The 21,718-nt window shown below is 62.7% G+C and carries 18 protein-coding genes and 1 tRNA gene; 18 read left to right on the top strand and 1 reads right to left on the bottom strand.

Translation table 11 applies throughout. The annotated features are described in order from the left end of the window. Position 1 precedes the first annotated feature (1 nt). The 4 genes from AC3IQ7_RS08440 to AC3IQ7_RS08455 all read left to right on the top strand — a co-directional run bounded on the left by AC3IQ7_RS08440 (position 2) and on the right by AC3IQ7_RS08455 (position 3,288). On the top strand, positions 2 to 856 hold the full coding sequence (locus AC3IQ7_RS08440; protein ID WP_099378946.1) for an enoyl-CoA hydratase family protein: 855 nt from the start codon (positions 2 to 4) through the stop codon (positions 854 to 856). Position 857: 1 nt separating this feature from the next. Further along, positions 858 to 2,009, top strand: a complete 1,152-nt coding sequence (locus tag AC3IQ7_RS08445) for an acyl-CoA dehydrogenase family protein (RefSeq protein WP_489208980.1) — start codon at positions 858 to 860, stop codon at positions 2,007 to 2,009. A 26-nt stretch (positions 2,010 to 2,035) separates the two neighbouring features. Next, positions 2,036 to 2,428, top strand: a complete 393-nt coding sequence (locus AC3IQ7_RS08450; RefSeq protein ID WP_322427684.1) for a RidA family protein — start codon at positions 2,036 to 2,038, stop codon at positions 2,426 to 2,428. A gap of 119 nt (positions 2,429 to 2,547) precedes the next feature. Next, positions 2,548 to 3,288, top strand: a complete 741-nt coding sequence (locus AC3IQ7_RS08455; protein ID WP_233516209.1) for a PEP_CTERM-anchored TLD domain-containing protein — start codon at positions 2,548 to 2,550, stop codon at positions 3,286 to 3,288. Positions 3,289 to 3,357: 69 nt separating this feature from the next. Here AC3IQ7_RS08455 and AC3IQ7_RS08460 read toward each other — a convergent pair. Next, a tRNA-Arg gene (locus AC3IQ7_RS08460) sits at positions 3,358 to 3,432 on the bottom strand. A gap of 220 nt (positions 3,433 to 3,652) precedes the next feature. On the opposite strand from AC3IQ7_RS08460, the gene AC3IQ7_RS08465 reads away from it, so the two are divergent. The 14 genes from AC3IQ7_RS08465 to AC3IQ7_RS08530 all read left to right on the top strand — a co-directional run bounded on the left by AC3IQ7_RS08465 (position 3,653) and on the right by AC3IQ7_RS08530 (position 21,681). Beyond that, a complete protein-coding gene (locus tag AC3IQ7_RS08465; protein ID WP_489208983.1) occupies positions 3,653 to 5,545 on the top strand; it encodes an ATP-binding cassette domain-containing protein in 1,893 nt (630 codons plus the stop codon). A gap of 176 nt (positions 5,546 to 5,721) precedes the next feature. Then, the gene (locus AC3IQ7_RS08470; protein ID WP_489208985.1) at positions 5,722 to 6,384 is read left to right on the top strand and encodes a CAAX prenyl protease-related protein; all 663 of its coding nucleotides are present in this window, start codon (positions 5,722 to 5,724) and stop codon (positions 6,382 to 6,384) included. Between the two features lie 40 nt (positions 6,385 to 6,424). After that, positions 6,425 to 7,663: an XrtB/PEP-CTERM-associated polysaccharide biosynthesis outer membrane protein EpsL gene (epsL, locus tag AC3IQ7_RS08475; RefSeq protein WP_489208987.1), complete on the top strand. Its 1,239-nt coding sequence runs from the start codon at positions 6,425 to 6,427 to the stop codon at positions 7,661 to 7,663. Positions 7,664 to 7,671: 8 nt separating this feature from the next. After that, the gene (locus AC3IQ7_RS08480; protein ID WP_099378951.1) at positions 7,672 to 9,054 is read left to right on the top strand and encodes an undecaprenyl-phosphate glucose phosphotransferase; all 1,383 of its coding nucleotides are present in this window, start codon (positions 7,672 to 7,674) and stop codon (positions 9,052 to 9,054) included. A 527-nt stretch (positions 9,055 to 9,581) separates the two neighbouring features. Beyond that, positions 9,582 to 10,520: an EpsD family peptidyl-prolyl cis-trans isomerase gene (locus tag AC3IQ7_RS08485; RefSeq protein WP_233516211.1), complete on the top strand. Its 939-nt coding sequence runs from the start codon at positions 9,582 to 9,584 to the stop codon at positions 10,518 to 10,520. 56 nt (positions 10,521 to 10,576) lie between these two features. Continuing rightward, positions 10,577 to 11,365 carry a polysaccharide export protein EpsE gene (gene epsE, locus AC3IQ7_RS08490; RefSeq protein ID WP_099378952.1) on the top strand — a complete coding sequence of 263 codons (789 nt, stop codon included), beginning with the start codon at positions 10,577 to 10,579 and terminating at the stop codon, positions 11,363 to 11,365. A 41-nt stretch (positions 11,366 to 11,406) separates the two neighbouring features. Then, positions 11,407 to 12,804 (top strand): chain length determinant protein EpsF, encoded by a 1,398-nt coding sequence (gene epsF, locus AC3IQ7_RS08495; protein ID WP_099378953.1) that lies wholly within the window; start codon positions 11,407 to 11,409, stop codon positions 12,802 to 12,804. A gap of 13 nt (positions 12,805 to 12,817) precedes the next feature. Continuing rightward, entirely contained in the window at positions 12,818 to 13,696 is an 879-nt protein-coding gene (gene epsG / locus AC3IQ7_RS08500) for a chain length determinant protein tyrosine kinase EpsG (protein WP_035828798.1), read from the top strand. A 20-nt stretch (positions 13,697 to 13,716) separates the two neighbouring features. Next, on the top strand, positions 13,717 to 14,604 hold the full coding sequence (gene xrtB, locus AC3IQ7_RS08505; protein WP_489208990.1) for an exosortase B: 888 nt from the start codon (positions 13,717 to 13,719) through the stop codon (positions 14,602 to 14,604). Beyond that, positions 14,601 to 15,287: an exosortase-associated protein EpsI, B-type gene (epsI, locus tag AC3IQ7_RS08510; protein ID WP_322427634.1), complete on the top strand. Its 687-nt coding sequence runs from the start codon at positions 14,601 to 14,603 to the stop codon at positions 15,285 to 15,287. The genes xrtB and epsI overlap by 4 nt, the downstream gene beginning before the upstream one ends. Before the next feature lie 64 nt (positions 15,288 to 15,351). Then, positions 15,352 to 16,890, top strand: a complete 1,539-nt coding sequence (locus tag AC3IQ7_RS08515) for a lipopolysaccharide biosynthesis protein (protein WP_489208991.1) — start codon at positions 15,352 to 15,354, stop codon at positions 16,888 to 16,890. Next, entirely contained in the window at positions 16,883 to 18,301 is a 1,419-nt protein-coding gene (locus AC3IQ7_RS08520) for an O-antigen ligase family protein (RefSeq protein WP_489208992.1), read from the top strand. Before AC3IQ7_RS08515 ends, AC3IQ7_RS08520 begins: the two co-directional genes overlap by 8 nt. Next, the gene (locus tag AC3IQ7_RS08525) at positions 18,301 to 19,245 is read left to right on the top strand and encodes a glycosyltransferase family 2 protein (protein WP_322427636.1); all 945 of its coding nucleotides are present in this window, start codon (positions 18,301 to 18,303) and stop codon (positions 19,243 to 19,245) included. The genes AC3IQ7_RS08520 and AC3IQ7_RS08525 overlap by 1 nt, the downstream gene beginning before the upstream one ends. Before the next feature lie 204 nt (positions 19,246 to 19,449). Next, positions 19,450 to 21,681, top strand: a complete 2,232-nt coding sequence (locus AC3IQ7_RS08530; protein WP_489208994.1) for a heparinase II/III domain-containing protein — start codon at positions 19,450 to 19,452, stop codon at positions 21,679 to 21,681. Positions 21,682 to 21,718 lie beyond the last annotated feature (37 nt).

The raw sequence follows: 21,718 nt of genomic DNA on the forward strand, positions 1-21,718 counted from the left end.
CATGCGCCATTTACCCGGCCAGCCGCAAGACCTGCCAGGCAACCGCGCCAGCCTGGCCGGCTACGCCGCGCGGCATTTTCTGTTTTCCGTCGACGCAGGCGTCGCCACATTGACCTTGCACCGGCCCGAGCGCAAGAATCCGCTCACTTTTGACTCGTATGCGGAATTGCGCGAGCTGTTTCGCGCGCTGGCGCATGCGGACGACGTCAAGGCCGTCATCATCACGGGCAGCGGTGACAATTTCTGCTCGGGCGGCGATGTGCACGACATCATCGGCCCGCTGACAAAACTCGACATGCCAGGCTTGCTGGCGTTTACCCGCATGACGGGCGACGTGGTGAAAGCCATGCGCGCCTGCCCGCAGCCCATCATCGCCGCCATCGACGGCATTTGCGCGGGCGCTGGCGCCATGCTGGCGCTGGCCTCCGATATCCGCCTCGGCACGGCGCGCAGCAAGACGGCCTTTTTGTTTACCCGCGTGGGACTGGCCGGCTGCGACATGGGCGCCTGCGCCTTGCTGCCGCGCGTGATCGGCCAGGGCCGCGCCGCCGAACTGCTGTACACGGGGCGCTCCCTGGCTGGAGCCGAGGCCGAGCGCTGGGGCTGGCTCAACCGCCTGGTCGAACCCGGGGAGCTGGCCGAGGCGGCGCAGCTGCTCGCGGCCGGCCTGGCCAGCGGCCCTACCTTCGCGCACGGCATGACGAAAAAAATGCTGCAGCAGGAGTGGAACATGGGCGTCGACGAAGCCATCGAGGCGGAAGCGCAGGCGCAGGCCATTTGCATGGCCACCAACGATTTCCACCGCGCCTATCACGCCTTCGTGGCGAAGGAAAAACCACAATTCGAGGGTAACTGACATGCGTGACATGAGCTATCTGGACTGGCCGTTTTTCGAAACGCATCATGCCGAACTTGAACGCGAGCTCGATGCCTGGGCGACGCAGCACCTGGACGACGCGCATGGTGCCGACGTCGATGCGGCTTGCCGCGCGCTGGTGGCGCAACTGGGGCAGGGCGGCTGGCTGACATACGCCACGGGCACCGATGGCAAGATCGACACGCGCGCCATTTGCCTGATGCGCGAAACCCTGGCGCGCCACAACGGCCTGGCCGATTTCGCCTTCGCCATGCAGGGACTCGGTTCCGGCGCCATCGGCCTGTTCGGCAGCTTGGAGAACAAGGCGCGCTATTTGCCGGACGTGGCCAGCGGCAAGCGCATCGCCGCCTTTGCCCTGTCCGAGCCGCAGGCCGGGTCCGACGTGGCTGCCATGGCGTGCGCGGCGCGGCGCGACGGCGACGAGTATGTGCTCGATGGCGAAAAGACGTGGATCTCGAATGGCGGCATCGCCGACTTTTACGTGGTGTTCGCCCGCACGGGCGAGGCGCCCGGCGCGCGCGGCATCAGCGCCTTCATCGTCGACGCCGACAATCCCGGGCTGGAAGTCGCCGAGCGCATCGCCGTGATCGCGCCGCATCCGCTGGCGCGCCTGCGCTTTGCCAATTGCCGCGTGCCCGTGTCGCAGCGCCTGGGCGAGGCGGGGCAGGGCTTCAAGGTGGCCATGGCGACCCTCGACGTGTTCCGCACGTCGGTGGCCGCCGCCGCCCTGGGTTTTGCGCGGCGCGCCTTCGATGAAGCGCTGCGCCACGCGACAAAGCGCCAGATGTTTGGCCAGACCCTGGCGGACTTCCAGCTGACGCAGGCAAAATTGGCGCAGATGGCCACCGGTATCGACGCGGCCGCGCTGCTCACCTACCGCGCCGCCTGGCAGCGCGACCAGGGCCGCAAGGTGACGAAGGAAGCGGCCATGGCCAAGCTGACGGCGACGGAAACGGCGCAGCAGGTAATCGACGCGGCCGTGCAGCTGTTCGGCGGCATGGGCGTGGTCAGCGACCATCCGGTCGAGCGCCTGTACCGCGAAATCCGCGCCTTGCGCATCTATGAAGGCGCCAGCGAAGTACAGCAATTGATCATCGCGCGCGAATTGCTGCGCGAGGCGGCGGACGCATGACCAGCATCAACAACGAGGAAAGCAATATGCAAGTTTTACAACCACCGGGATGGGCCAGGCCGCGCGGCTATGCGAATGGTATCGCCGCCAGCGGACGCACGGTGTATGTCAGCGGCATGATAGGCTGGGATGCGCAGGGCCAGTTCCATACGGATGATTTTGCGGGACAGGTGCGCCAGGCCTTGCAGAATATCGTCGCCGTGCTGGCCGAGGCGGGCGCCTTGCCCGAGCACATCGTGCGCATGAACTGGTATGTGCTCGACAAGAAGGAATATGTGGCGGCGTATCCGCAAATCGGCGTGGCGTACCGCGAGCTGATCGGCAAGCATTTTCCTGCCATGACGGCCGTGCAGGTAGCCGGCCTGATCGAGGATCGCGCCAGGGTGGAAATCGAGGTGACGGCCGTGCTGCCGCCATGATGGCTGCAGTAAACTGTTGTATTAAGTGCATTTCAATTGAAATAAATTAATGCAATTAATGCATTTCCTTGTGCTATATTGATATGCCGAAAATTCGCGGTAATCACACAGGGGGAGCGATGCAACAACAAATCATGCTGAAAATCAAGGCGGTGCAGCCCGTCACCTTGCTCGCCGGTGCCTTGCTGTGCATCGGTAGCGTTCCTGCCGCCTCGGCGCAATCCTTGCTCAACGGCGCGCAGGAAGCGCAGCTGTCCGCCTGGCTGGGCGAAGGGCCGCTGGCGCTGACGGCCATCTACACGAAGTCGGCGGGCGACACCTCGCGCGACTTCCACCTGGCCGCCGACGGCAAGGGACGCACGTTTTCCGTGATGCAGGCGAGCAACGCCGCCGGCCAGACCTGGCTGGTGGGCGGTTACAACCCGCAAAGCTGGAATTCGTCGGGCAACTACAACATGACGCCGGAAGACCGCGACCGCACAGCCTTCATCTTCAACCTGACGTCGGGCCAGTATTTCCGGCAAACGCCGAAAACCTATGCGCTGGACACGGTGGGATCGTATCAAACCTTCAATGACATCAACGCCGGCCCCACGTTCGGCATCGGCGCCGACCTGGGCATGTCGGCGGATCTGAGCACCAATGGTATTTCTTCGCGTTACTCGTACATCGATCCGGTCAATGGCATCTTTGGCGCAAGCTTGCTCGATGGCGCGCCGTACGGCTCTTATCCGAATGTCACGTTTGGCGCCATGCAAGTATTTAGCGTCAGCGCCGTGCCGGAACCGGCAAGCTATGCGCTGATGCTGCTGGGACTCGTGTCGCTGGCAGGCTGGCGCCGCAGGGCCGCCCGTGCTTGAGGATTGATCTTCGTTAATTTGTTTCGATGATGAATTGCTTGGGTACGGCAGGGCGCGGTGGCAGGTGATTGGTCCCCCCGACTGGAATCGAACCAGTATCCCACGCTTAGGAGGCATGTGCACTATCCATTGTGCTACGGGGAGGACGCTCAGGCGTGGCAAGCTGCCATGCCGGATCCGGCGGCACGGGGCGTGCAAGACGTCCCATGTGTCGCGAATCGAGCGCAATTATAGCCGACAGTTTGCAAGATATGCCTATGCTTGCGCGAGTATCGGTACAATGCGTGCTTCATTCATCTAATCGGCGGCTGTTTTGCACACCACGCGGTGTGCGCGAGACGGCGCCCGAGCACTCTTACTCATTATGGCTGTCATTTCTCTTTCATCGGCGCAACTTGCGTTCGGTCACGTCGCGCTGCTCGATCACGCGGAATTTTCACTGGAAACCACGGAGCGGGTCGGCTTGATCGGCCGCAACGGCACGGGTAAATCGTCGCTGTTGAAGGTTATTTCGGGCAAGTTCAAGCTCGATGACGGCTTGTTGGTGATGCAGCAAGGCATCAAGATCGCGTATGTGGAGCAGGAACCGCAATTCGACCCGGACATGTCCGTGTTCGATGCCGTCGCTTCCGGCATGGGCGAATCGCAGGCGTGGCTGAAGGAATACGATGCGCTGACGGGCCAGTTTGGCCAGGGCAATGACGACGAACTGATGGAACGCATGCACGACATCCAGGTCAAACTCGATGCGGCCGATGCGTGGAGCTTGCCGAACAAGGTGGAAACCGTGCTCGACCGTTTGAACTTGACGGGCGACATGCTGATGAAAACCTTGTCCGGCGGGATGCAGAAGCGCGTGGCGCTGGCGCGCGCGCTGGTGTCGGCGCCCGACGTGCTGCTGCTCGATGAGCCGACCAACCATCTGGACTTCAGCTCCATCCTGTGGCTGGAAGGCTTGTTGCGCGACTTCAAGGGCAGCGTGCTGTTCATTACCCATGACCGCTCCTTCCTCGATAACGTTGCCACGCGCATCATCGAACTCGACCGCGGCCGCTTGCTGTCGTATCCAGGCAACTTCACGGCTTACCAGACCCGCAAGGCGGAGCAACTGGAAATCGAGGAAGTGGAAAACGCCAAGTTCGACAAGTTCCTGGCGCAGGAAGAAGTGTGGATACGCAAGGGCGTCAAGGCCCGCCGCGTGCGTGACGAAGGCCGCGTGCGCCGTCTGGAAGCGCTGCGTCTGACGCGCAATGCGCGCCGCGACCAGCAGGGACAAGTCAAGCTGGACGTCTCGGCCGGCGAACGCTCGGGCAAGATCGTGGCGGACCTGGAAAACGTTTCCAAGATTTATGGCGACAAGGTCATCGTCAAGGATTTCAGCGCCACCATCTTGCGCGGCGACAAGGTCGGCCTGATCGGCGCCAACGGCGCCGGCAAGACTACCCTGCTGAAGATGATCCTGGGCCAGGAAGAGTCGGACACGGGCAGCATCCGCCTGGGTACCAAGCTGCAAGTGGCGTATTTCGACCAGATGCGCACGCAGTTGAATGAAGAAGCGAACCTGATGGAAACCATCGCGCCAGGCAGTGACTGGGTCGAGATCAATGGCCAGCGCCGCCACGTGATGACATATTTGAACGACTTCCTGTTCGCGCCGGAACGCGCCCGTTCGCCCGTCAAGTCGCTGTCCGGTGGCGAGCGCAACCGTTTGCTGCTGGCGCGCTTGTTCGCCAAGCCGGCCAACGTGCTGGTACTCGATGAGCCGACCAATGACTTGGATATCGATACGCTGGAATTGCTGGAAGAGTTGCTGGAAGAATACACGGGCACCGTCTTCCTCGTCAGCCATGACCGCACCTTCCTCGACAACGTGGTCACGCAAGTGATCGTCGCCGAAGGCGAGGGCAAGTGGCGCGAATTCGTCGGCGGTTACACGGACTGGGAGCGCGTGCGCACCTTGCCGATCGCCACGGCGCCAGCCAGCAAGCCGGCCGTCAAGGTCGAGGCTGCCGCACCGGCCGCCAAGCAGAAAAAGCTCAGCTACAAGGAACAGCGCGAACTCGAAGAGTTGCCGAAACTGATCGCCAAGCTGGAAGACGAGCAATCGGTGCTGGCCGCCGAGTTGTCGCATCCGGACTTCTACAAGAAGACGCCAGCCGAAGGCAAGCGCCTGAATGCGCGCGTGGCCGAGATCGAAGGCGAACTGCTGGAAGCGCTGGAAAAGTGGGAGCAGATCGAGGCGCGCGCCAATAGCTGATGCTTTTTTGCATACCCTGTTGTAATTAAGTCAGGATTATTTGCCACGGCAACGGTTCTGCTTGATATAATTATATAATTATATTTATTACATCGGGGGATGCATGTTTGTCATGAAAAACATGCGCTCCGGACCACCGCGTCCGGCGCGTGGCTTCACCTCCGATGCGCAGCAGCATGTTTGACCGCGCCGCCTTGCCCCGGGTAGCGCCATTCCTGGCCTATCTCTCCTTCATTTTTATTGCCGACATGCTCGGCCGCCTGGGCGTTGCCGCGCAGGATATGCGCTGGCTGTATGCAGTCAAGATCGGCGTCGTGCTGGGCTTGTTGTTGTACTGGCGCCGCAGTTATACGGAATTGCTGTGGACGCCGTTGGGCGCGCGTGCCATTCTCGGAGCGCTGGCCAGCGGTATTGTTGTTTTTTTGCTGTGGATCAATCTCGACGCCAGCTGGATGCGCATCGGCAACCCGGACGGCTTCGATCCCCGCACCGATGGCCGCATCGAGTGGAGCCTGGTGGTGCTGCGCATCGCTGGCGCGGCGCTGGTGGTGCCCGTGATGGAGGAGCTGTTCTGGCGCTCTTTCCTGCTGCGCTGGATCGACAAGCCGGATTTTTTGCGGGCCGATCCGCGCCTGGCCAGCGCCAAGGCCTTCGCCATCAGCGTGTTGCTGTTTGGCTTTGAGCATAATTTATGGCTGGCCGGCATTATGGCCGGTGCGGCCTATAGTGTGTTGTACATGCGTAGCCAGTCCCTGTGGTCGCCCATCCTCGCGCACGGCGTGACGAACGGCGTGTTGGGGCTCTGGATTATTTCTGGTGGGCACTGGATTTACTGGTAGTATTGCCTATCAACTGTGTGATCTTTCAAAGACAAAATCCATGTTGAATTCCTTGCGTAAAAAAGCCGTTGCCGCCGCCTTCACGGCCAGCCCACGTTTGCCGGTTGCGCTGTTACTCTTAGGTACCCTGGCCAGCGGCGGCGCCGTGGCCGATATCAGCGACACCATCAAGCCTTTCGTTGCCACTGCGTATTCGTACGACGACAACCTGATGCGCTTGCCGGACGACGTGCCGGGCTTTTCCGGCCCCCGCTCGGATACGTCGCGGATGCTGCAGGCGGGCTTCCTGTTCAACCGTCCCATCGGCCGCCAGATACTGACGGGCCAGGCCAAGTGGTCGAAGGTGAGCTTCAACCGCTTCAGCCAGTTCGACTACGATGGCAAGGATTACCTGGCCGACCTGGAGTGGCACATCGCCAATCACCTGGAAGGCCATGTGGGCGCCAGTTATTCGCAGACCCTGACGCCGTTCAGCGACTTCCAGAGCACGGTGCGCAATTTGCGCACGCAGCGCCGCGAGTACGTGAATGGCGCTTGGCGCTTCCACCCCAGCTGGCGCGTGCGCGGCGGCCTGTCGCGCGACCGCTACTCGTATGACTTGCCCTCGCAATCGTTTTCCAACTGGACGGAAGACGCGACGGAATTTGGCGTTGACTACCTGGCACGCAGCAATAGCCGCGTCGGCCTGCAGTTGCGCCACCTGAATGGCAAGTATCCGAACCGCGGCGCGTTCGATGCCAATGTGTACGGCAACGGCTATCGCCAGGACGAGATCAAGGCCAATGTCTTCTGGGATTACAGCGACATCACGCAGGTGGAGTTCCTCGGTGGCTGGGTACGCCATCGCAACAACTTGCTGTCCGGGCGCGACACCAGCGGCACGAATGGCCGGTTGAGCGTGTACTGGAAGCCTCTGGGCAAGGTCAATTTCACGGGTATCGTCTGGCGCGAATTCGGTTCCGTCGACAATTCGCTGGTGACAAGCAGCCTGAACACGGGCGCCAGCCTGGGCGCGACGTGGACGGCCACGTCGAAGGTGCGCGTCGATGCGCAGCTGCGCCAGGAACGGCGCGATTTCGAGGCCGTCAGCGGCCTGGTGCTGCCGGGCGACGGGCGCGACACCACGCGCACGGCCTCGCTGGGCGCGACGTACGCGCCGCACCGGAAAATCCAGCTGGGCGTGCGCGTGTTCCAGGAGCGGCGTGAAGGCGTCGCCATCATCGATAGCGGCAGCTACCGGGCCAAGGGCATTTCCTTCAATGGCAGCGTACAGTTTTAAAGATCAACATGACTGTCAATGATATACCCCTGATTTCGTTTTTCCAGCGCGTCCTCGACCCGATCATCATCATGGGCTTGCTGTACCTGATGACGGTTTTGTCGGGTTCGACATTCACTGGCTATACGCTGGTGCTGATGATACTGGCCGTCTTCATTTCGTCGACGGTGTTCCAGCATGTCGACCCCTACCGTACCTGGCGCAGCGGCCGCATGCTGGCCTATGCGCGCGATATTCTCGTCGGCTGGACCATCGTCGCGCTGATCCTCATCTTCCTGGGCTCGGCCACGGGCCTGGCCTATCATTTCGATACCGAAGTGGTGCTGGCCTGGTTTGTCCTCACGCCCTTCGTGCTGCTGGCCGGGCACCTGGCCGGGCGCAGGTTCAGCCTGCGCCCGGACGGCGACAGCGAAGTGCGCTCGGTGGTCATCATCGGCGCCAACGACGCCAGCCTGAAGTTTGCCGCCACCGTCGAGCGCAATGCCAACCTCTTCATGCAGGTGCATGGCTTTTTCGATGACCGCACGGACGACCGCTGGCCGGAAAAGATGCGCGAACCCATGCTGGGACGCATGGATGACATCGCCACCTACGTGCGCGAACACAATATCAAGATGATCTTCATCAGCCAGCCGATTTCGGCCCAGCCGCGCATCCGCAAGATGCTCGATGAGCTCGAAGATACGACGGCTTCCGTATATTTCTTGCCCGATATTTATATCTTCGACCTGATGCAGGCGCGTTTCGACAACGTGGGCGGCATGCCCGTCATCGCCATCCGCGAATCGCCGTTCACGGGCTTTAACAGCATGGTCAAGCGGGGCAGCGATATCGTGCTGGGGCTGGTAATCCAGGTCATGCTGCTGCCGGTGATGCTGGTCATCGCCATCGCCGTCAAGACCACCTCGAAAGGCCCCGTGATTTTCCGCCAGCGCCGCTATGGCCTGTATGGCGAAGAGATCGTCGTCTACAAGTTCCGTTCCATGACGGTGGGCGAAGATGGCGACACGGTGGTGCAGGCCACCAAGAACGACCAGCGCGTGACGCGTGTCGGCGCTTTCCTGCGCCGCAGCTCGCTCGATGAGTTGCCACAATTTCTCAACGTCTTGCAGGGCCGCATGAGCATCGTCGGGCCGCGCCCGCATGCCGTCGTGCACAACGAGCAGTACCGCAAGCTGATCAAGGGTTACATGTTGCGCCACAAGGTCAAGCCCGGCATTACGGGCTGGGCCCAGGTCAACGGTTTGCGGGGCGAGACGGAAACGCTCGACAAGATGGAGGCGCGCATCCATTTCGACCTCGATTACCTGCGCAACTGGTCGCTGTGGCTGGATCTGTGGATTATCGCGCGCACGGTCAAAGTGGTGCTGGCGCGCGAGAACGCCCATTGAGCGTCAGTATGCTGCCAGCAGGAAAAAATAGCGTTTGAATATACTTTGCACGGAGTCAATACGCGTTAAAATGGAGCATCTATAGAGCACCAGCGCATTACGCGACCACTCCGCGCTCACCTTGCCACGAGTCGTGCCGGCCATGCGCCATTACTTTCCTCTTGGAAAGGGTTCACGATGTGTGCAGTATCCGGCCTTGCCCCTGCCGGTCGTGCGTCACCCGGACGGGCAGCCGTCAGGGACGGCACGCGCCAACTATCGTTATTAAAGTCAGTCTGAGCCACGCAATACATAATTTTTTGCAATCAAGTAGACTGTGGAAATAGTTGTTTTTATATCTCATTAGTAGATTTTTAAGCAAATATTTTGCTTGTCGTCATGCATTATGTGTATTATGTTTACAATATTGTTAATTATTTGACGAATAACTATTTTTTTCGGGGCGTCTGTGCGGTGCAGCCTGGCCATGGGCCGTTATACTGCGCCGGATTTTCCACCCGTCATACCTGTCATCCGAAGGAGCACGCTTGAATCATTTTATTCACTCCCGCCCCGCGCCACGTTTGTTGTGCGCCGCCCTGGTTCTGCTGGCCGCTGCTGGCCTGTCCGCCTGCGGCAACAAGGAAAAAAAGGCTGGCCAGGCGCTGGCCAGCGTGAACGGCGAAGAAATCACCGTCCTGCAGTTGAATGAAGAGTTGCAACGCGCCGGCGTGCAGGCGCCGCAGCAGGCCGCGGCCAGCAAGCAGTTGCTCGAGTCGCTGATCGACCGCCAGTTGCTGCAGAACGAAGCGGCCAAGGAAAAGGTCGACCGCGATCCGAAAGTCATGCAAGCCATCGAGCGCGCCAAGGCGCTGATCGTTGCCCAGGCATACATGCAAAAGCGCATCGGCGCGGCCACCCGCCCGAGCAAGACCGAAGTGGAAGAGTACTTCGCGAAAAATCCCCTGTTCTTCAGCCAGCGCAAGCAATTCGATTTGCGCGAGCTGGTCATCCCGACGGCGGCGCTGAACGATGAGCTCAAAGCCGTCATGGACCGCGCCAAGTCGCTGGAAGACGTGGCGCAATGGCTCGACGAGCACAAGATCGCGTTCGGCCGCACCCAGGTGTCGCGCACCAGCGCCGACCTGGCGCCCGAACTGAGCAGCAAACTGCAATCGATGCCGAAGGGCCAGCTGTTCATCGTGCGCGAAGGCGAGCGCAGCCTGCTCATCGCGCTGGCCGATATCAAGGACACTCCGGTGGGCCTGGACGCGGCCGCGCCGCAAATCGAACAGTTCCTGGCCAACAAGAAGAACAAGGATGCGGCCGAAGCGGAACTGAAGCGTTTGCGCGCCAGCGCCAAGATCGAGTATTTCAACAAGGATGCGGCGGCCTCGGCCAGCGCATCGGCAGCGGCACCTGCGGCAGCGGCGCCGGTGAACAGCGCGCATGAAGCCAATGAGCGCGGCGTAGCGGGATTGAAATAAGTGACTTATCGACAAGTAGTTAAACATCAGCAATCTACCAACGGGAATCTGCAATCATGAAACGACTCGCAAACTGGATGATGGCGGCCTTTCTGGCCCTCGCCGCAGGCATGGCCGGTGCAGCCGATGTCCCCCTTGGGGCTGGTGATGTGCTGAAAATTTCCGTCTACGGCAACCCGGATCTGGGCCTGGAGACGCGCGTCAGCGAAGCGGGGGAAATCACCTTCCCGCTGGTGGGCGCGGTGGCCGTCGGCGGCCTGTCCACGTCGGCAGCGGAAAAGAAACTGGGCGGCCTGCTCGAGAGCGGCGGCTTCCTGCGCAAGGCGCAAGTCAACATCATCGTCACCAGTCTGCAAAGCCAGCAGGCATCCGTGCTGGGCCAGGTGAACCGCCCGGGCCGTTACCCGGTGGAAGGCAAGCGCAGCGTGATGGACATGCTGGCCATGGCCGGCGGCGTCAGTCCTGACGGCGCCGACCAGATCACCGTGATCCGCAAGCGCAGCGGCACTGCCACGCGCGACGTGGCCGATATCCTCGACATCGTGCGCAACGGCGACCTGAAGGGCGACATGGAAGTGGGCGGCAACGACATCATCTACGTGGAACGCGCGCCGCGCTTCTACATCTACGGCGAAGTCCAGCGTCCGGGCGCCTTCCGCCTGGAACGCAACATGACCGTGCTGCAAGCCTTGTCCGTGGGCGGTGGCCTGACCTTGCGCGGCACCGAACGCGGCGTGCGCGTCAAGCGCCGCAATGCGGCCGGCGAGATGGAAGTGCTGCCGGTCAAGCATGACGACCTGCTGCGCGTCGACGATGTCGTGTATGTCCAGGAAAGCCTGTTCTAAGAGCAACTGGCTCCCTACCTTTTTGTATTGAAAGTTTCCAAATGAACCTCACCCAACTATTGCTGATCCTTCGGGCGCGCAAGAAGATTGTGCTGCTGACCTTGATGATCACCGTGGCGCTGGCGCTGGGCGTCAGCCTGGTGCTGCCGAAGACCTACAAGGCCACCAGCACCCTGCTGCTGAACTACAAGGGCGTCGATCCCTTGACGGGCATGACCATGCCGGGGCAGTTGCTGCCTGGCTACATGGCGACCCAGGTCGATATTATCGGCAGCAAGAACGTGGCCTTGCGCGTCGTCGACCAGCTGGAACTGGCGCGCAGCCCTGCCGTGATCGCCCAGTTCAATGACGCGGCACAAGGCAAGGGCACGGTGCGCGACTGGCTGGCCGACTTACTGCTGAAGAAACTCGAAGTGATGCCGTCGCGCGAAAGCAGCGTGGTCGATGTCAGCTTCAAGGGCGCCGACCCGCAATTCGTCGCGGCCGTCTCGAACGCCTTTGCGGAACAGTACCAAAAGGTCAGCATCCAGCTGAAGGTCGATCCGATGCGCAAGGCGACGACTTACTTCGATGACCAGACCAAATTGCTGCGCGATAACGTCGAGCGCGCGCAAAGCCGTTTGTCGAAATACCAGCAGGATAACGGCATCGTCAGCGTCGACAACCGCCTGGACGTGGAATCGAACCGCTTGAACGACCTGTCGGCGCAACTGGTGCTGGCGCAGGGCCAGGCCATGGAAGCCAATTCGCGCCAGCGCATGGCGCAGGGCGGCAACCTGTCCGAATCGCCGGACGTGGCGTCGAATCCGCTGATCCAGAGCCTGAAGCTGGGCCTGGGCAATGCCGAGGGTAAATTGGCCGAACTGGGCCAGCGCCTGGACCGCAATCACCCGCAATACCAGAGCGCCAAGGCGGAAGTGGACAAGCTGCGCCGCGACCTGGCCGAGCAGACGCGCGCCACCTCGCAAAGCGTGGGCAACAATGCACAGATCCTGCAGCAGCGCGAAGGCGCGATCCGCGCCGCACTGGCGGCGCAAAAAGCCAAGGTGCTGGAACTGAACCGGACGCGCGATGAAATGGGCGTGCTGAGCAAGGATGTGGAAAGCGCCCAGCGCGCCTTCGACGTGACTTCGCAGCGCCTGTCGCAGACGCGCATCGAAGGCCAGGCGGAGCAGTCCGATATCGCCATGCTCAACCCGGCCACGGCGCCGATCGAGCCGGACAGCCCGAAGATTCCCCGCAACGTGCTGCTGTCGATCTTCCTCGGCCTCATGCTGGGCTGCGGCATCGCACTGCTGGCCGAATTGCTGGACCGCCGTATCCGTTCCGACCAGGATCTGAGCGAAGTGCTGCAGATTCCCGTGTTCGGCGTGGTCGACTGGAAACCTAAACAGCGTCGCATGCGCGGCATGCTGCCGCGCCGTTTGCGCCTGAACTGAGATGGAACCTATCATGACTTCAAGTCCACACCTCCTCAATACTACTGCACCCCTGGTGCGCGGCGCCGATTCCAGCATTGGCGGCCTGTTGCTCGAATCGGGCAAGATCACGCCGGAAAACGCCGAACGCGTGCTGCGCATGCAAAAGGAACTGGGCATCCGCTTCGGCGAAGCTGCCCTGCGCCTGGGCCTGATCACGGAAGCCGATATCGAGCAGGTGCTGGCGCGCCAGTTCGACTATCCCTACCTGCAGCCGGGCGCCGGCAAGTATCCGCAGGAACTGGTGGCCGCCTACCAGCCTTTCAGCCACCAGGTGGAAACCCTGCGCGCCGTGCGCAGCCAGCTGATGCTGCGCTGGTTCGCCCGCGGCAGCAAGTCGCTGGTGGTGCTGGGCATGGAGCCGGGCGACGGCGCCAGCCTGTTCGCGGCCAACCTGGCCGTGGTGTTTTCCCAGCTGGGCGAGCACACCTTGCTGGTCGACGCCAACCTGCGCGCGCCGCGCCAGCAGGAAATCTTCGACCTGAAGACGCGCCAGGGCCTGTCCGACGTGCTGGCCGGCCGCGCCGAACTCGATATCATCGCCAAGGTGGAATCGTTTGTCGCGCTGTCGGTGCTGGCTGCCGGCACCTTGCCGCCGAATCCGCAGGAATTGCTCAGCCGCACCTCCTTTGTCACGCTCAACAAGCAGCTGGAAAGCCGCTATGACGTGGTGCTGTACGACGTGCCGGCGTATGCCACCGGTTCCGATGCGCTGGCCGTGGCCGCGCGTGCCGGCGGCGTGCTGCTGGTGGCGCGCAAGAACAAGACGCCGATGGCGGAAGTGGCGGCCATGGCCGAGCAAATGACGCATAGCGGCGCCCAGGTGGTCGGTTCCGTGATGGTCGACTTTTGATGGCTGCGCCTGGCCACGCCATGCCGCCGGCACAGGCCGGCCGCTCCGCCGTGCCGGACTGGCTGCCGCTGGCGTTGGGCTTTCTTGCCATGCTCGCGCCCAGCCTGGTCGGGCTGTTCCGTGGCATCTGGTCGACCGAAGAGCAGGCGCACGGCCCCATCATCCTGGTCCTGTCGCTGTGGCTGATCTACCGCAAATGGCCGGAGATGCTGGCGCAGAGCGCTGGCGCCCGTCCGGCCCGCGCCGGCTGGCCGCTGCTGGCCGCCGCGCTGCTGCTGTATGTGCTGGGCCGTTCGCAGCACATCCTGTCGCTGGAAATCCTCGCCCTGATCGGCACCGGCCTGGCGTTGCTGCTGCTCAAGCGCGGCTGGATTGCCGCGCGCATTCTGTGGTTTCCCTTCTTTTTCATGCTGTTCATGGTGCCGCTGCCGCTGCCGCTGGTGACGACCCTGACCATGCCGATGAAAATGGCGGTTTCGTATGTGACCGAACACCTGCTTTTCCTGGCCGGCTATCCGATCGCCCGCAATGGCGTGATCCTGCAGATCGGCCAGTACCAGCTGCTGGTGGCCGACGCCTGCGCCGGCTTGCAGACCTTGCTGACGCTTGAAGCGCTGGGCCTGTTTTACCTGAACCTGGTGCGGCATACTTCGCCGTTCCGCAACATCGTGCTGGCCCTGCTGATCGTGCCGATTTCCTTCACGGCCAATGTCATCCGCGTGATCGTGCTGACCCTGATCACGTATTACTTCGGCGACGCGGCCGGGCAGGGCTTCCTGCATGGCTTCGCCGGCATGGTGCTGTTCATTTCCGCGCTGCTGCTGATCCTCAGTGTCGACAGCTTGCTGCAGTGGATCGTGCGCAAGCGCCAGGCGGACCGCGCGCCAACCGTGGGAGCGTCGACATGAACGCGGCACTGCGCATGAATATGCTGCTGGGCGCCTTGCTGCTGGGCGCGGCCATCCTCAGCCACGGCGTGGCGCCGGGCGTGAAGATGGCCGACCAGCGCCCGAGTTTTTCGCTCGAAGCGGCGATACCGCAAGCCTTCGGCGAGTGGCGCGTCGACAGTTCCATCGTGCCGCTGCAGGTGGACCCGGAAACCCAGGAACGCCTGAACAAGATCTACAACCAGACCCTGTCGCGCACCTACATCAATGCGCACGGCGAACGGGTGATGCTGTCGATCGCCTACGGCGGCGACCAGAGCGACAACATGGGCGTGCATAAGCCGGAAGTGTGCTACGCGGCGCAGGGTTTCCAGGTCGAACGCGACGAATATGGCGAGCTGGCTTCGGCCTACGGCAGCCTGCCCGTGAAGCGCTTGTTGGCCGTGAATGGCAACCGCAGCGAGCCCATCACATACTGGATCACCATCGGCGACAAGATCAGCAAGGTGGGCATGCAGCAGCGCCTGGAACAATTGCGCTATGGCCTGACGGGCACCGTCGCCGACGCCATGCTGTTCCGCGTGTCGAGCATCGATACGGATTTGCCGCGCGCGTACCGCCTGCAGGCCGATTTCGTCAACGGCTTGCTGGCCAGCATGCCGCCGGCGCAGCGTAGCCGCCTGATCGGCGCGCCGCCCGGATGAGGCATGGCTTGAACGATGAGAGCGTGCCAGCGGGCGTGGCACGGCGCGGCAGACAGCGAGAATCATGAGCAGCGACATCAACAAGAAAAGCGTCAGCGCCGTCAAGTGGGCGGCGATGGGCACGGTCCTCATGTTTGGCCTGCAGCTGGTCACGCAAGTGGTGCTGGCGCGCCTGCTGGGGCCGGAAAACTACGGCTTGTTTGCCATGGGACTGATCGTGCTGACATTTAGCAACTTCCTGGCCGATTTCGGCTTTTCCTGGGGGCTGGTGCAAAACCGCACGCTCAGCGAGGAAGACGTGCGCTTCACGGTGACGTGGCAGGCGCTGACGGGCCTGGCGGCCATGACCTTGCTGTTTTTCATGGCGCCCTGGATCGCCGCGTATTTCAAGGAGCCGCGCATCGCGCCCGTGATCGCCTGGATGAGCCTAACCTGCCTGCTGAATGCCCTGACGGCGCCGGGCAGCAGCCTGCTGCGGCGCGCCCTCGATTTCCGCTGGCTCAACATCATCCAGGTGAGCAGCTATATCGTCGGCTACCTGCTGGTGGGCTTGCCGCTCGCGTATGCTGGCGCCGGCGTGTGGACTCTCGTGTGCGCCTGGCTGGGGCAAGCGGCCACGGCGCTGGTGCTGACGTATGCGCGCACGCGTTTCTCGCTCAAGCCGCTGCTGTGGTACGAGGGCGCGCGGCGCTCGACGAATGTGGGCGTGACGGTGTTCGTGACGAATCTGTGCAACTGGTGCCTGAACAATATGGACCGCGTGTTCCTGGGCCGCTTCCTCAACGCCCACGCGGTGGGCGTGTATGCGGTCGGCTACAACCTGGCCAATACGCCCAATTCGCTGTTCCTGAGCGCCTTGCAGCCGGCGTTCCTGGCCACGGGCGCCAAGCTGCAGGACGATCTGCCGCGCCTGCGCGACACCTATCTGTCGGTGCTGGCGACCATCTGGATCATCATCCTGCCGCTGTTCGTGCTGCTGGCGATGACGGCGCCGGACTTGATCGGCGTGTTGTACGGCAAGGTGTGGCAAGAGTCGGGCATCGTGCTGAGCATATTGGCGCTGGCCATGCCCGCGTATATCACGTGGGGCATGTCGACGCCGATCTTATGGAATACGGGCGGCAAGCACCTGGAAAGCCTGCTGCAGCTGCCGCTGATCGTGCTGGCCGGCGCGGCGCTGGTGCTGTGGGCGGGGCAGGGCGGGGCGGTGGTCGCCATGATCGCCGCCGGCACCTTGCTGGCACGGGCGCTGGTGGTGGGCACGGTGGCGTGCGTGCGCCTGCAGGTGGGGCTGGGCGACCTGGCGCCGCTGGCTGCGCGCGGCCTGGCCATGGGCTTGCTGGCCGCCGCCGGCAGCTGTGGCGGCGCCGTGTTGGGCGGCCTGGGCGGCAGCCATCCGCTGCCCGCTTTCCTGGGCGGCGCGGTGTTCGGCGGCCTGACCCTGTTGCTGGCCGTGCTGGCCTGGCCAGAACTGCTGGGCGCGCGCGCGGTGGGCATGCTGGCCCGCTTCAGCCCGCCGCTGCCGGCCAAGGTGGTCTCTTATCTGCGCGCCCGCTGTGGCGCGCGCGACAACTTACTGGATACGCGAGAACTACATGAGTGAAATACTGTTTGGCCTGTTTGCCGTGGTCGCCGCGCTGGTGGTGGTGTTCGTGATCGCCTTGAGCATTCATTGGGGCAGCAAGCGCGAGACGGGACTGGTGCCCTATGTGTTCTATCCGGTACTGCTGTCGATCGCCGTGGCGGCCATCCTGTCGAACCGCGATATCTCGGGCAATGACCTCCTGCTGGGCATGCAGACGGTGGTGCGGCATCCGGCCAGCGCCTGGTTTGGCCGGCTCACGTCCCTGTTCGTGATCTTTGCCTGCGGCGAGCGCATGTTGCACCGCCTGACTTCGCGCGACAAGGTCCAGCCGATGCCGATGCTGCTGTTCTGGGCGCTGTTCGTGTATTTCCTCAGCAATATCGTCAGCCCGGCCCTGCTGGGGCGTCATACCGATGTGTCGCATGAATACCTGTACATGTTCCTGGCCGGCTATGCGGCCTTGCTGATGACGCCGAAGGAGGTCGACCTGAGCGTCATCTCGATGCGCAACGCTACCTTGCTGTTCCTGGTGCTCAGCGCAGCCGTGTTTGCCTGGAAGCCGAACATGGTCATCAACAAGAATTACCACGGCCTGATTCCCTTCCTCAGCATCCGCTATGCGGGCCTGGCCAATCACGCCAACAGCCTGGGACCGATGGTGGTGGTGTTCCTGCTGTGCTTGTGGCGCAAGCCTTATGCTTCGCGCCTGCTGAACCTGTTCGCCTGGGGCATGGGCCTGGCCAGCCTGTTGCTGGCGCAATCGAAAACCAGCTGGGTCGCCTGTATCCTGTGCTTTGCCTGTGTCGCGTATTTCGGTTTCCGCGAGCAGATCAAGGAGCGCCTGTTCGATTACCGCCGCCCGCAATTGTCGATCATCGGCATCTTCTGCTTCATCCTGCTGTGCGTGCTGGGCATGTTGTTGGTGATGTTCGGCAATCTCGACGCCAAGCTGGCGCGCTTTGCCTCGAGCAACGAAGGCTTCGACCTGATCAGCTTGACGGGACGCGACGTGATCTGGCAGGTGGCGGTGCAGGAATGGCACAAGAATCCCGTCTTCGGCTACGGCTTGCCGCTGTGGGATGACGCGTTCCGCGTCAGCATCGGCATGCCCTACGCCACCCATGCGCATAGCCAGTTTTACCAGAGCCTGGCCAGCGCCGGCACCATCGGCGCCATCGGCCTGGTACTGTATGCCATGGCGCTGCTGTATGCCTGCGCGCGCACGGCGCGGGCCAGCCAGGGCCTGTCGATGGCCCTGTTCGTCCTCATCGCCATCCGTTCGATCAGCGAAGTGCCGCTGTCGCTGACGGGCTTTGCCGCCGAGGCGATGACGCATTTGCTGTTGCTCATCATCGTGACGGCGTATTTCCCGGTGGCCGACAAGCAGGCCGTCAGGGCGCGCAAGGTGCGCGTGCCGGGGATGGCCTGATGCTGTGCTCGGTCATCGTGCCGCTGTATAACAAGGGGCCGTATATCGAAGCGGCGCTGGCCTCGGTGCTGGCGCAAACCCATGCCGAATGGGAAGTGGTGGTGGTCGATGATGGTTCCAGCGATGATGGCGCGCAGCGCGTGCTGGCCTGCGCCGATGCGCGCGTGCGGCTGGTAAGCCAGGCGAATGGCGGCGTGTCGCGCGCGCGTAACCGCGGCATCCAGGAAGCGCGTGGCGAATTGATCTGTTTTCTCGATGCGGACGACTGGTATGGCCCCGTGTATCTGGAAACCATGGTGGCCATGGCGCGCGCGCATCCGTCGGGGTCATTTTTCGCCTGCGGCTTCGAACGCATACCGGACAGCAGCCTGGCGGCGCTCAGCTACCAGGGCGCGGCAGTGCGCGAGACGCGCCTGCTGGACGACTTTTTCGAGCGGCGCCGCCGTGGCGGACCGTTTTTTTGCACGAATTCGGTGGCCATCTGGCGCCGCGACTTGTTGCCCTTGCAACCGTGCTTTCCGGAAGGCGAGTCGGCTGGCGAGGACCAGGACCTGTGGTTCCGCCTGGCCGAGCGCCTGACGCTGGCGTTTACGCCGGCACAGCTGGTGGCCTACCGTGTCGAGGTGGCCGGCAGCCTGTGCGCGATCGAGTCGGTCGATGTGCTGGCGCCCACGTTCGAACGGCTGGAGCAGCGCGCCCGGGCCTGGCCGGCGGCCAATCCGGCGCGCCGTTCCGCCTTGCGGCTGGTGTCGGATGCGCGCGTCAGCGTGGCGCGCGCGGCGCTGGCGCGGGGCCGGCGCGGCGAAGCGCTGGCCGGGCTGCGTCGCGCCGCCAGCGGCGGCATGTCGCGTCACTGGTGGGTGGCCCTGGCTTTGTGCTGTTTGCTGCCGACCCGGCTCGCCGTCAAATGGCAAATGTGGCGCGAAACGCACATTATTGGCTGAGCTGAAACTAATATTAATGCTTGAAAGAATACTTTAGGTATATGCTGCAGGTATTCGCAGTACCTTCCGCAGTGTCTTCGCCTTTTGCCCGATCTTGTACGGCGGGCCGTCCTGTGTCTCGCAAGCAGCCTCGACAGGAGGCGTATGATATGCCCCACGCAGCGGCGGTATCTTGCTCGATAGTTGATGTTAAGAAGGTAATCTATGAAATTCGCTAAATATACACTGGTCAAGGTAGCGCTACTGCTCGTCTGTTCGGCTTGCGGCCAGGCCCAGGCCGACTGGGCGCTCGCGACCGATCCGCTGGCTATCCGCACCTTGCCGGACAACCGCCAGATCCAGCCGCAAAATCCCCCCAGTTTCAGCTGGTCGCGCCATCCGCAGTCGCCGGCGTCCTACCTGATTGAAGTGCGCTCCGCGGGCGCCGTGGTCAGCACCTTCACATCGGCGCGCAACTGGTACCTGCCATCCAAGAAATTTGCGGCAGGCACATATAGCTGGCGCGTGCGTCCCAGCACGAGCACTGAGTGGTCGAGTCCGCGAACTTTTGTGATCGATGCCACATCGAAAGTGTTCGAAGTGCCGGAAAACGCCACCTTGCGCGCGGCCGTCGTATTGCGTCCGCGCCCGCGCGGCCTGGAGGATAATGCGACCTTTTTTGCGAGCTGGAGCGCGGCCAAGCGCGCCGACCGCAGCCAGGTGCTGACCTGGCTGAGCAATGAAGTCAAGCGCAACATGACGGAACTCGCGCCCGTTTCCGACGCCGAGTGGCCATTGTCGCCAGGCAAGGTGCGCACGGCCGCCAACGAGGCGCAGAATGCGCGCGTCATTTCGCGCACGAATCTGAGCGCACGCCAGCTTGAGGCTGCCTCGCTGCTGTATCGCGTGACGGGCGAGAACCAGTACCTGGTAGAGGCGCTCAAGCGTGGCGACCAGCATGCCGCGCTCAGTACGAGCGGCGGTACCAGTTTTGTCAACCATGACCAGGGTAACCGCGCCATTGCGCAAAGCCTGATCAAGGCGGTCGACAACCTGGGCAGCGCCCTCGATGCGCCGCGCCGCGCCCTGTGGCTGGACAAGGTGCGCGTACGCACGAATGCGATGTACCTCGACCTGGCAGCGCAGACCGGGCGCCTGGACCAGTATCCCTACGATTCCCACGCCGCCAGCAATATCGGTTTCTTGACGCTGATTTCAACGCTGTCCCTGGGCGATATCCCGGAGGCGAAGGACTGGTTCGATTTTTCGTTCCGCGCCTTTGTCAGTTCCTACAGCGTGTGGAGCGGTCCCGAGGGCGGTTTTGCCAACGGCACGGCGTATGCCGAGTATGAGGCCGACTACGCGCTGCAGATCTGGCCCGCCCTGGCTTACGCGACCAAGGTCGACCTGTTCACCAAGCCCTGGGCCAGCGGCTTCCTCGATTACCTGATGCATTTCGTGCCACCCGGTTCGCAGACCCACGTGTTTGGCGACGGGCACGAGACGCTGCCTGAAATCCGCATGATGAAGGGTTTCGCCGCGCATTTCGCCACGCCTGCCGCGGCGTGGTATTTCAAGAACCTGATCCGTACCGACGATTCGCTGGCTACGCTGCAGGCGCCGTACCCGTTGCCGGTGGCGACGGTGGTCACGCCCGCGCCGCCAGCCAACTCGGCGTATTACCCGAGCATCGGCTGGGCCGCCATGCACAGCGACATCGGCAATCTGCAGCGTACCTCGGTGTATTTCAAATCGAGTCCCTATGGTTCGTTCAATCACAGTCATGGCGACCAGAACGGCTTTGTGCTGGCCAGCGCGGGCGTACCCCTGCTGACGGAAAGCGGCTGGTACGACTGGTACGATTCGCCGCTGTGGACGTCATGGTACCGCCAGACCAAGGCGCACAATGCCTTGACGTTCGACAATGGCCAGGGCCAGTTGGTCGACGGTTATGAAACGACCATGGCGCGCAACGGCCGCATTACCGCCTTTGCTCCCAAGGCAACCGTCGACTATGTGGCGGGCGACGCCACGCTGGCCTATGGCGGCCAGCTCAAATCGGCGCTGCGCAAGCTGTGGTATTTGCGCACCATGGACGCCGTGGTGGTGCAGGACCAGGTGACCTCGGCCACGCCGCGCGTGTTCGAGTGGAACTTCCATACGTATGCGCCTATCGTGGTCGACGCCGGCGGCGCGATCTCGGTGACGAATCAGGGCCGCAAGGTGTGCGTGGTGCCGGTCAGCACCGGTGCGCGTTTCGAAAAGCGCACGGGACCTCCGCCGCAGCCCGGCACCTATGAAGAGCATGGGGTGTTCATCAAGTCGGCCGCGGCGCTGAGCGGCGAGTTCCTCACGGTGCTCGATGTCGGCTGCAAGAAGCCGTTGATCAAGCTGGGCAGCAACGGCACGGCCCGCACGCTGACGGTCGGCAAGCAAGTGGTGACATTGCCGAACTGACCGCTGGTTCCAACAAAATCCACTGTCGTTGTTGCGG

The organism is Janthinobacterium sp. GL_088 (assembly GCF_057837845.1).

What these genes read in the sequence shown, in the direction of transcription:
- epsF (WP_099378953.1), top strand. Translation starts at nt 11,407, where the DNA reads ATGAACCTCACCCAACTATTGCTGATCCTTCGGGCGCGCAAGAAGATT.
- xrtB (WP_489208990.1), top strand. Translation starts at nt 13,717, where the DNA reads ATGCCGCCGGCACAGGCCGGCCGCTCCGCCGTGCCGGACTGGCTGCCG.
- AC3IQ7_RS08455 (WP_233516209.1), top strand. Translation starts at nt 2,548, where the DNA reads ATGCAACAACAAATCATGCTGAAAATCAAGGCGGTGCAGCCCGTCACC.
- AC3IQ7_RS08515 (WP_489208991.1), top strand. Translation starts at nt 15,352, where the DNA reads ATGAGCAGCGACATCAACAAGAAAAGCGTCAGCGCCGTCAAGTGGGCG.
- epsI (WP_322427634.1), top strand. Translation starts at nt 14,601, where the DNA reads ATGAACGCGGCACTGCGCATGAATATGCTGCTGGGCGCCTTGCTGCTG.
- epsL (WP_489208987.1), top strand. Translation starts at nt 6,425, where the DNA reads ATGTTGAATTCCTTGCGTAAAAAAGCCGTTGCCGCCGCCTTCACGGCC.
- AC3IQ7_RS08440 (WP_099378946.1), top strand. Translation starts at nt 2, where the DNA reads ATGCGCCATTTACCCGGCCAGCCGCAAGACCTGCCAGGCAACCGCGCC.
- AC3IQ7_RS08525 (WP_322427636.1), top strand. Translation starts at nt 18,301, where the DNA reads ATGCTGTGCTCGGTCATCGTGCCGCTGTATAACAAGGGGCCGTATATC.
- AC3IQ7_RS08450 (WP_322427684.1), top strand. Translation starts at nt 2,036, where the DNA reads ATGCAAGTTTTACAACCACCGGGATGGGCCAGGCCGCGCGGCTATGCG.
- AC3IQ7_RS08470 (WP_489208985.1), top strand. Translation starts at nt 5,722, where the DNA reads ATGTTTGACCGCGCCGCCTTGCCCCGGGTAGCGCCATTCCTGGCCTAT.
- AC3IQ7_RS08445 (WP_489208980.1), top strand. Translation starts at nt 858, where the DNA reads ATGCGTGACATGAGCTATCTGGACTGGCCGTTTTTCGAAACGCATCAT.
- epsG (WP_035828798.1), top strand. Translation starts at nt 12,818, where the DNA reads ATGACTTCAAGTCCACACCTCCTCAATACTACTGCACCCCTGGTGCGC.
- AC3IQ7_RS08520 (WP_489208992.1), top strand. Translation starts at nt 16,883, where the DNA reads ATGAGTGAAATACTGTTTGGCCTGTTTGCCGTGGTCGCCGCGCTGGTG.
- AC3IQ7_RS08480 (WP_099378951.1), top strand. Translation starts at nt 7,672, where the DNA reads ATGACTGTCAATGATATACCCCTGATTTCGTTTTTCCAGCGCGTCCTC.
- epsE (WP_099378952.1), top strand. Translation starts at nt 10,577, where the DNA reads ATGAAACGACTCGCAAACTGGATGATGGCGGCCTTTCTGGCCCTCGCC.
- AC3IQ7_RS08530 (WP_489208994.1), top strand. Translation starts at nt 19,450, where the DNA reads ATGAAATTCGCTAAATATACACTGGTCAAGGTAGCGCTACTGCTCGTC.
- AC3IQ7_RS08465 (WP_489208983.1), top strand. Translation starts at nt 3,653, where the DNA reads ATGGCTGTCATTTCTCTTTCATCGGCGCAACTTGCGTTCGGTCACGTC.